Genomic DNA, 8,658 nt, shown 5'->3' with positions numbered 1-8,658 from the left:
GTCGGGAACCCGAGCACGCCGCCCTCGTACCCGGCCTTGGCCCAGGTGTCGTAGATCGCGCCCTTGACGTAGTGCGCACCCGTGGCCGGCGACCAGTAGACGGCGCCGCCCTGGAACAGGCTGAACGTGCCGCCCCGGACGTTGGTCTCGTCCCGCGTCGGGAACCCGAGCACGCCGCCCTCGTACCCGGCCTTGGCCCAGGTGTCGTAGATCGCGCCCTTGACGTAGTGCGCTCCCGTGGCCGGCGACCAGTAGACGGCGCCGCCCTGGAACAGGCTGAACGTGCCGCCCCGCACGTTGGTCTCGTCCCGCGTCGGGAACCCGAGGAACCCGCTCTCGTACCCGGTCTTCGCCCAGGTGTCGTAGATCGCGCCCTTGACGTAGTGCGCACCCGTGGCCGGCGACCAGTAGATCGACCCGCCTTGGAAGTGCGTGTACGTCCCGCCCGGGGCGTTGGACTCGTCGGTCGTCGGGTAGCCCAGGAAGCCGGTCTCCCAGCCGTTGCGCGCCCAGAGGTCGAAGGTCGCGCCCTTGACCACGTGCGCGCCCGTCGCCTGGGACCAGTAGATCCCGCCGCCCCGGAAGGCGACGTACTTCCCGCCGTTCCGGTAGGTGGACTTCTCGTCGGCTGAGGGCGCGCCCAGCGCCGCCGGCCCGCCCCAGCCGAGGTACGTGTCCAGGAGCGGCCCGTTCATCAGCACCGTGGCGCCGGTGGCCGGGCTCCAGTACACGCGCCCCTTCTCGTACGCCTGCCACGACACGTCGGCGGCGGACTGCAGCGATCCGACCGGGCTGCCCAGGGTGGTGGTCCCGCCGGCGGCGGCGTGCCGCGCGGCCATGTCCTGCGCCCGGTTGGGCATCCGGGCGACGACCTTGGCCCGGATGCCCGGGAGCTCGGCGTACCCGTACTGCCCGGGGCAGGCGGTGCTGCCGACGTCCCGGTGCCCGAAGACGGTCGGCAGGGTGACCGACGTACCTGCCTTGTACCTGGCCGTGCCCCCGCCCTTGGACGTCAGCTGGGTGGTCCCCGCCGGATCGATGCCGTAGAGGGAGAACTTCCAGGCGATGATCGCCGCCACGGCGTCCACCATCGCCGGGGTGGTGGGCACCGTCTCGTAGTTGCCCAGCATCGAGACGCCGAAGGTGCCGGTGTTGAAGCCGCCGGCGTGGGCGCCGATGACCGTGCTCGACAGGCCACCGGCACGGCCCTCCCACAGCCGGCCGAACTTGTCGGCGATGACGTTGTAGCCGATGTCGCCCCACCCGAGGCTCACCGAGTGGTAGCGGTAGATCGACCGCATCATCGCCGGCACCTGGTCGGCCGTGTAGTTGTTCGTGTCGGCCGTGTGGTGCAGCGTCGCGGCCCGGATGGTGGGCGCGTACTCCGGGTCCCACCCCATGATCGACTCGTCGGCTCCCCACTGGGCCCGGGAGTAGACGTCAGGCATGTCCATCGCCGCGTCCGCGGTGTCCTGGATCTCCGGGCTCTCCAGCGAGGAGTCCGCCGGGCTCGTCCCGGGGTCGACCAGGTCCAGCTGCACGTCGGTGGGCGCAGCGCCGGACCGGGTCACCAGCTCGACCTCCACGCCCGTGCTCGGCCCGGTCCAGAGCGGCGCGGTCCCGCCGCGTCGCTGCACCGCCGCGGCGACGTCCTGGCCGGCGTCGGCGCCGGCGTCCTCCGGGCCGACCTCGGTCCACCCGCCCCACGCGCCGGCCGCGTCCTGCACCCGGACCTGCACGCGGACGTCGGTGACGGCGGCGTCGTACGCCCAGGTGACCCCGACCAGGGAGAACGACGCGACGCCGGTACGGCTGACCGTGAGCGTCGGCGCGGTGTCGGGGACGCCGGTCACCGGCTCGCTCGTCCCCTCCTGCACCTCGGCCACCGGGGCCGGGTCCGCCACCGATCCCAGCGCCACTTCCTGCGTGCCCGTGGCGACCGGCTGGGCCTCTGGCCCGGTCTCGGCGTAGACGGGGAGGACGAGGACTACTCCCGAGAAGGCCAGGAAGGCGATGAGTCCCGCGGCGAATCGGCGCACGAACGAGGTTCCTTTCGCGGTCAGCGGGCTGCACCCCTCCCGGTGGAGGGAACGACAGGTCTTCCTGAGGTCTTCGTCAGGGGCCGGGGACCTCTTGAGTCCATCCGCGAAGAATTCACCGGCGCGCGCCCGGTGGGGCGGGCGACACGTCGAGCGGTGAAGGGTGTGACGGCTGGGCTTCGTGCGCATCTCCGTGACCGGGCGGGCGCACTGCGACGTGGGGCTGGCACTAATTCCGTGTCGGAGCCCTTTCGTGGCTCCCGGGCGTGGCTAGCCTTGCCGACACCGATGCCCGAAGCGTCACAACTCGTCCGGCACGGCGCCTCCTGCGCCGGCCGCGCAGGCGCTGATCACCGCATGTGAGGACACCACGTGAGCCGAGACCGGCACGAGCAGGATGGGTCGGCCAGGCGCCCCCTGCCTCCGCGCCTCGACCCCCGTGCGGGGCGCCCGACGCGTTCCCGCGGTGGTTCCGGCGAGCAGTCCGGGCAGGCCGCGGGCCGGGCTCGCACCGGACATGGGGCGACCGCGGTCCGCGTCGTCGCCGGGTTGCTCTCGGCCTTCCTCCTCGCCGGCACCGGCTGGGGCTGGTACCTGGGTCAGGTGGCGGCGGCCACGGTCAACCGGACGGACGCGATCCCGAGCGAGGGCAACGACGCGTCGGCCAACGCCGGTGAGGCGATGAACCTGCTGCTGGTGGGCAACGACAGCCGCAGCTCGCTCACCGAGCAGCAGCTCGCCGACCTCAACGCCGGCTCCGACTCGGGCAGCAACACCGACACGATGATCCTCGTGCACGTGCCTGCCGACGGCTCGAAGGCAGCCTTCGTCTCGTTCCCGCGCGACTCGTGGGTGGAGATCCCCGGCTACGGCGAGGACCGGCTCAACGCCGCCTACGCCTACGGCCGGATGAACGCCCCCGACGGCGCCTCCGACGAGGTGCGGTCCGCGCAGGGCTCGCAGCTGCTGGTGCAGACCATCTCCCAGCTGACCGGGCTGCGCATCGACCACTACGCCGAGGTCGACCTGCTCGGCTTCTTCGAGCTGTCCGGCGTCGTCGGCGGGGTGGAGGTCAACCTCTGCAAGCCCGTCGACGACCGCGAGTGGTCCGGCGCCTACTTCCCCGCCGGCGTGCAGACGATCAGCGGCGCGGACGCGTTGAAGTTCGTGCGCCAGCGGCACAACTTCGGCCCGCAGGGCCGCGGCGACTTCGACCGGATCGTCCGCCAGCAGGTGTTCATCGCCGGCGTGCTGCGCAAGATGCTCTCCGAGGACGTCCTGTTCGACCTCGGCAAGCAGCGCGAACTGGTCGAGGCCGCGTCGCAGGCGCTGACCGTCGACGAGAACCTCGACCTGCTCCAGCTCGCCGAGCAGATGCAGTCGGTGACCGCCGGCAGCATCGAGTTCCAGACCGTGCCGAACCAGGGGACCGGTGAGGAGGAGGGGAAGTCGATCGTCCGGCTCGAGGACGAGGACGCGCTCCGGGCGTACTTCGCCGACCTCTCGGCCGAGCCCGAGGAGGTGGCCCCGGCCACGCCGGAGGCGCCGCAGGCCGTCGACCCCGCGCGGGTCCCGGTCGACGTCTACAACGGCTCGGGGACCCCGGGCCTCGCCGCGAAGGCGGCCTCGGCCCTGACCGCGGCGGGTTTCCCCGTCGGCTCGACCGGCAATGCGTCGTCCATGGACCACGACCGGACCGAGGTCCGCCACGCCCCCGGTGACGAGGCGCTCGCCGGCACGGTGGCCGCCGCCATCCCGGGCGCGGTCCTGGCGGAGAGCGACGACGCCGCCGGCGGCACCGTCCAGCTGGTGCTCGGCAGCGACTTCAACGGCGTCGGGACTGCGGTCACCCCGCCCGCCCCGGCCGCGGCGGTCGAGGCCGAGGACGCCCGCACCGCCGCCGACACCACCTGCATCAACTGATGGCCGCGCCCGCCCTGCCGGCCGACCTGCTCGCGCAGGCGCTGCGCCGGTCCCCCGCCACCCCGCTGCTGACCTGGTACGACGACGCCAGCGGCGAGCGGGTGGAGCTGTCGGCGACCACGCTGGCCAACTGGGTGGCCAAGACGGCGAACCTCCTGCAGGAGGAGTTCGACGTCGGGCCGGGCAGCAGCGTGGCGCTGGCCCTGCCGGTGCACTGGCAGACCGCCGCGGTCCTGCTCGGGGTGTGGAGCTGCGGCGCGGCGGTCCTGGACACCGCGGCGGAGGACGACGGCCGGCTCGACGGCGCCGACGTGGTGCTCGCCGCCCAGGACCGCCTGGGCGCGATCGAGGAGCAGGGCGTCGAGGAGCTGCTGGGGCTCTCGCTGCACCCGCTGGGCATGGGCATGACCGGCTACGCGGGCCCGGCCCGCGACTTCGCGCTCGAGGTGCGCGCGCACGGGGACGTCTTCGCCGCCTGGGCGCCGCCCCGGGCGGACGGGCCGGGCCTCGTGCTCGGCGGGCTGGAGCTCTCGCTCGGCGGCCTGGTCGACGCCGCCGTCGAGCTGGCCGGAAGGCTGGGCATCGTCGAGGGCGACCGGTTGCTCGTCGATGCCCGCGTCGCTGCCGAGGCCGGTCCGGTCGCCTGGCTGCTCGCCCCGCTGGCGGCCGGCGCCTCCGTCGTCCTGGTCGGCTCGGTGGACGTGTCCGGGCTGGCGCAGCGGGCGGCGAGCGAGCGGGTGACGGCTACGCTCGGACAGCGTGTGGACGGTATCCGCGAACTCGGTCGCGACGCCTGATCCGTCCGCCCCGCCGCCCGCCGGCACGACCCCCGCACCGCGGTGACGTTCTCCGTCCTCGCCCGCGACCCCGCCACCGGTGACCTCGGCATCGCCGTCTCCTCGTGCATCCTGGCCGTCGGCCGGGCGGTGCCGGCCGCCCGGCCCGGGGTGGGGATCGTCGCCGTCCAGGCGCGCAGCCGGCGGGGCCTGGGGAACGCGCTGCTGTCCGGGTTGGCGGCGGGAGAGGCCCCGGCGACCCTGGTGCGCCGGGCCGCGCACTCGGCCGAGGACGCCGACCGGCAGCTCGCGGTGCTGGACGCCACGGGCCGGGTCGCGGCGGACACCGGACCGGGCTCCTTCCCCGCGTGCGGTCACCTGGTGGACGCCGGTGTCAGCGTGCAGGGCAACATGCTGGCGTCCGACGAGGTGCTGCCCGCCATGTCGCAGGCGTTCGGCGCCGCGGGCGGTGCGTTCGCCGACCGGCTCCTGACCGCGCTCGGTGCCGGCCAGGCGGCGGGCGGGGACCTGCGTGGACGCCAGTCCGCCGCGCTGCTCGTGGTCGGTGGGGACCCGGCCACCGACGAGGACGACGGCATCCGGACGGACCTGCGGGTCGACGACTCCCGGGACCCGGTCGCGCAGCTGCGGATGCTGCGGAACCTGCAGCGCGCCTACGACGAGCGCGACTACGAGCACCTGGCGCTGTTCGCCCCCGAGGGCGCCCGCGACCTCTACGCGGCGCTGGCCGCGTCCCGTCGCGGCGACCGCGACGGTGCCCGGCGGGCGCTGGAGGAGCTGCGCCGCCGGCCGGGGTGGTCGGCCTGGCTGAGCGCGATGGCCGGCGACGGGCGGTTGTCCGCGGTGTCCCGCCTGCTGGACTGAGGGGCGTCGCCGGCGGCGCGGACCGGTCAGTCGTCGCCCGGGGCGGCGTTCGACAGGACGACCAGCTGGCGGAGGCAGTGGTCGCGCAGCGGCTCGGGGAAGCCCTCGGCCAGGCGGTAGAACACGACCCGTCCCTGCTTCCGGTTGGTCACCAGACCGGCGGTGCGCAGCAACCGCAGGGCGTAGCCGACGGCGTCCTCGTTGACGTCCAGGGCCAGCGCGAGGTCGCCGACGCAGAGCTCCTCCACCACGTCGAGCGCGAACAGGACCCGGGCCCGGGTGGGATCGGCCATCAGGCTCAGCACGCTGGTCAGCCGGGCGGCCTCCTCCCGACCGGGGAGCCGCGCGCGGGCGTGGGCGACCCGCTCGGGATCGACCGGGTGCGCGTGCGGGGAACCAGACATCGGGGGACACCTCCGGCGGCGCCCATACCCGGACGGTCTCCCGGTAAGCCGCCCGCCACTGGAGCGCCTGCGTTTACCCGTACGACCGTACGGGCATGCGGACGGACGCCCAGGTCCCGCGGCGCCGCGGTCCGCGCGCCGGGACGGGTGCGGGCCATCACCCTGGGACGAGAGCGAAGCCGTGCACGGCGGCCGCGGGGCGAGCCGCTCGCGCACACGACGAGAGAGTGGAGACCGGAGCCATGGCGACGAAGCAGGGCCACGAGGGCCACGAGGGCCAGGAGCAGGGTCAGGGCGGCGGCGGGATGTCGCACCAGACGAAGATGTACCTGCGCTTCGCGGCCATGATCAGCACGTCCATGGTCGTCATGTACTTCACCATGTTCGCCGGCACGTGGGAGTGGAGCCACGTCCGGTTCAGCGAGAGCCGCGTGTTCATGGCGCTCACCATGGGCGGCACCATGGGGCTGGTCATGCTCGCCTGGATGCTGAACATGTACAAGAACATCAAGGGCAACATCGCCATCGTGGCGGCGAGTCTGCTGCTGCTGGGCGGCGGCGTCTTCCTCGACCGCAGCCAGACCACGGTGGACGACGTCAACTGGATGAGCGCGATGATCCCGCACCACTCGCTGGCCATCACCCGCTCCGAGCGCGCGGACATCGACGACGTCCGGGTGTGCCAGCTCGCCGTCGAGATCATCCGGGCCCAGGAGCGGGAGATCGCCGAGATGGAGTGGCTGATCGAGGACATCCGGGAGAACGGCGAGGCGGAGACCCTCGAGGAGGCGCTGGCCCGGCCCGTCCCCGAGTTCGAGGGCTCCGCCCTGCGCGACTGCCCGCGGGCGGACTGAGCGCCGGCAGCTGATCGGGCGCCGCGGGCGGCCGGGGGCCCGCACCGCGCGGGCCCCCTCGGCGCCTACTTCAGCAGGCTCCGGGCGATGACCATGCGCTGCACCTGGTTGGTGCCCTCGTAGATCTGGGTGATCTTGGCGTCGCGCATCATCCGCTCGACCGGGAAGTCCTGGGTGTAGCCGGCGCCACCGAAGAGCTGGACGGCGTCGGTGGTCACCTGCATGGCGACGTCGGAGGCGAACGCCTTGGCCGAGGCCGAGACCCGGGTGACGCCGGGCCGACCCTGCTCCCCCGCCGCGGCCGCGACGTAGACCAGGTGGCGGGCCGCCTCGATCTTCATCTCCATGTCGGCGAGCATGAACTGCACGCCCTGGAACGAGCCGATCGACGTCCCGAACTGCCGACGCTCCTTGACGTAGGCCACCGACGCGTCCAGCGCGCCCTGGGCCACGCCGACGGCCTGCGCGCCGATGGTCGGCCGGGTGAAGTCCAGTGTGCGCAGCGCCGTCTTGAAGCCGGTGCCGGGCGCACCGATGATCCGGTCGGCCGGGATGGTGCAGCCGGTGAAGTAGAGCTCGCAGGTGGGCGACCCCTTGATGCCCATCTTGCGTTCCTTCGGGCCAACGGCGAAGCCCGGGTCGTCGCGGTGCACGGCGAACGCGGAGATGCCGTTGGCACCCTTCCCGGGATCGGTGACGGCCATGACCGTGTACCACTCGGAGACGCCGGAGTTGGTGATCCAGGCCTTGGTGCCGTCGAGCACCCAGCTGTCGCCGTCGAGCCGGGCGCGGGTCTTCATCGCCGCGGCGTCGGAGCCGGCCTCCCGCTCGGAGAGCCCGTAGCTGATCATCGCCTCGCCGGAGGCGATCGACGGCAGCACCTTCTGCTTCACGTCCTCGGACGCGGACAGGATGATCGGCATCGACCCGAGCTTGTTGACCGCGGGGATGAGCGAGGCGCTGACGTCGACGCGGGCGACCTCCTCGATGACGATGCAGGTGGCGATCGCGTCGGCGCCCTCGCCGCCGTACTGCTCGGGGATGTGGGTGGCGTGGAAGCCGGCCGCGGTGAGCGCCTTCTGCGCCTCGATCGGGTAGCGCGAGTCGGCGTCCACCTCGGCGGCGTAGGGGGCGATCTCCCGCTCGGCGATGTCGCGCACCGCCGCCCGGATCGCCTCGTGCTCCTCGGTCAACGCGTACAGCCCGCTGTTCGTACCCACGTCTCCGATCGTAGGACGTCCGACTACCCGTCGGTAGCGAGGCGCTCCTGGAGGGTGAGATCGCGGGCGACGACGCTCTCGGCGAGCTCGGCCTGGAACCGCTCGACCCGGGCACGAAGCTGCGGGTCGGCCGCGGCGAGGATGCGGACGGCGAGCAGGCCGGCGTTCCGCCCGCCGCCGATGCCCACGGTGGCCACCGGCACGCCGGCCGGCATCTGCACGATCGACAGCAGGCTGTCCAGCCCGTCCAGCCGGTCCAGCGGCCGCGGCACGCCGATGACCGGCAGCGGCGTGGCCGCCGCGACCATGCCCGGCAGGTGCGCCGCTCCCCCGGCGCCGGCGACGATCACCCGCAGCCCCCGGCCGGCCGCGCCCTCGGCGTAGTCGAGCATGCGGCGCGGGGTGCGGTGGGCCGAGACGACGTGCGCCTCGTAGCCGATGCCGAACTCCGCCAGCGCCTCGGCGGCCGGCGCCATCATCGGCCAGTCGGAGTCGCTGCCCATCACGATGCCGACGACCGGGTGGTCGGCGGGGACCGGCTGGCTCACGGGGCCTCC

8 protein-coding genes are annotated in these 8,658 nt (G+C 73.5%); 4 read left to right on the top strand and 4 right to left on the bottom strand.

Annotated features, from left to right (window positions below; genetic code table 11):
- Positions 1-2,039, bottom strand: a 2,039-nt coding sequence (locus O2W17_RS13470) for an N-acetylmuramoyl-L-alanine amidase (protein ID WP_269192929.1), incomplete at its 3' end; no start/stop codon positions are given.
- A gap of 549 nt (positions 2,040-2,588) precedes the next feature.
- Between O2W17_RS13470 and O2W17_RS13465 the strand changes: the two genes are divergently transcribed.
- From O2W17_RS13465 to O2W17_RS13455, 3 genes are read left to right on the top strand one after another with little or no spacing between them, the layout of a single operon-like run.
- Positions 2,589-3,962, top strand: a complete 1,374-nt coding sequence (locus O2W17_RS13465; protein ID WP_269192928.1) for an LCP family protein — start codon at positions 2,589-2,591, stop codon at positions 3,960-3,962.
- Positions 3,962-4,759, top strand: a complete 798-nt coding sequence (locus O2W17_RS13460; RefSeq protein WP_269192927.1) for a TIGR03089 family protein — start codon at positions 3,962-3,964, stop codon at positions 4,757-4,759. The genes O2W17_RS13465 and O2W17_RS13460 overlap by 1 nt, the downstream gene beginning before the upstream one ends.
- A 42-nt stretch (positions 4,760-4,801) precedes the next feature.
- Positions 4,802-5,623, top strand: coding sequence for a DUF1028 domain-containing protein (locus tag O2W17_RS13455; protein ID WP_269192926.1), 822 nt, complete (start codon positions 4,802-4,804; stop codon positions 5,621-5,623).
- A gap of 26 nt (positions 5,624-5,649) precedes the next feature.
- Here O2W17_RS13455 and O2W17_RS13450 read toward each other — a convergent pair whose 3' ends face one another.
- Entirely contained in the window at positions 5,650-6,027 is a 378-nt protein-coding gene (locus O2W17_RS13450) for an ArsR/SmtB family transcription factor (RefSeq protein ID WP_269192925.1), read from the bottom strand.
- Between the two features lie 242 nt (positions 6,028-6,269).
- On the opposite strand from O2W17_RS13450, the gene O2W17_RS13445 reads away from it, so the two are divergent.
- A complete protein-coding gene (locus O2W17_RS13445) occupies positions 6,270-6,881 on the top strand; it encodes a DUF305 domain-containing protein (RefSeq protein ID WP_269192924.1) in 612 nt (203 codons plus the stop codon).
- A gap of 65 nt (positions 6,882-6,946) precedes the next feature.
- On the opposite strand, the gene O2W17_RS13440 is transcribed toward O2W17_RS13445, so the two are convergent.
- Both O2W17_RS13440 and purE read right to left on the bottom strand, forming a co-directional pair.
- Complete coding sequence (locus tag O2W17_RS13440) at positions 6,947-8,101, bottom strand: acyl-CoA dehydrogenase family protein (protein WP_269192923.1); 1,155 nt, start codon at positions 8,099-8,101, stop codon at positions 6,947-6,949.
- Positions 8,102-8,124: 23 nt separating this feature from the next.
- Positions 8,125-8,649 carry a 5-(carboxyamino)imidazole ribonucleotide mutase gene (purE, locus tag O2W17_RS13435; RefSeq protein WP_331254302.1) on the bottom strand — a complete coding sequence of 175 codons (525 nt, stop codon included), beginning with the start codon at positions 8,647-8,649 and terminating at the stop codon, positions 8,125-8,127.
- Positions 8,650-8,658 lie beyond the last annotated feature (9 nt).

This window comes from Blastococcus sp. VKM Ac-2987 (genome assembly GCF_026967805.1).
In the GTDB taxonomy this organism is placed as follows: domain Bacteria; phylum Actinomycetota; class Actinomycetes; order Mycobacteriales; family Geodermatophilaceae; genus Blastococcus.
The sequence above is the reverse complement of the archived record's forward strand: the minus strand, read 5'-3'. Positions and strand labels throughout refer to the sequence as shown.